We start from the raw sequence: 432 nt of genomic DNA, 5'->3' as shown, positions 1-432 counted from the left end.
GGGGAGGGGAGGGCGGGCATCATGCGGTTCCAGCGGGCGACCTCGCAGCCGTCGGTCCTGCGGTACGACTCGTCGACGGGCCTGCCGTGCCAGCTGCCGGTGACGTGGGCGGTCTGGGGGCCGCCGTAGATCATCGAGCACATCTGCCCGGTCCGCACGGGCGCCAGCGGGCCGCCCAGCTCGTCGAGCCGCCCGCAGGCGTTCTGCTCCTCCGCGCTGGCCTCCGTCCGCCAGAGGGCGCCGCAATGCAGGGTGCGGGTGACGGGCTGCCCGTCGCCGTTGTCGTACGTGACGGTGAGGCGGTCCGCGAGGCCGACGTAGCCGGGCCGGGGCAGGCCGATGGACCCGGCGGGTCCGGCGGCCAGCAGCAGGCCGAGGGCGGCGAGGCCGAGGGCGCCGGCGGCGAGGCGGGTGCGGCGGGGGGTGTGGCGG

1 protein-coding gene is annotated in these 432 nt (G+C 77.5%); it reads right to left on the bottom strand.

What is annotated here, in order from left to right; genetic code table 11:
- The coding region (locus V7E46_RS33735) for an SSI family serine proteinase inhibitor (RefSeq protein WP_333771953.1) at positions 1 to 432 on the bottom strand (432 nt) is incomplete at both ends.

It is taken from the genome of Streptomyces sp. IBSBF 2435 (assembly GCF_036815005.1).
GTDB lineage: Bacteria > Actinomycetota > Actinomycetes > Streptomycetales > Streptomycetaceae > Actinacidiphila.
This window is presented reverse-complemented; position numbering and strand designations above follow the sequence as displayed.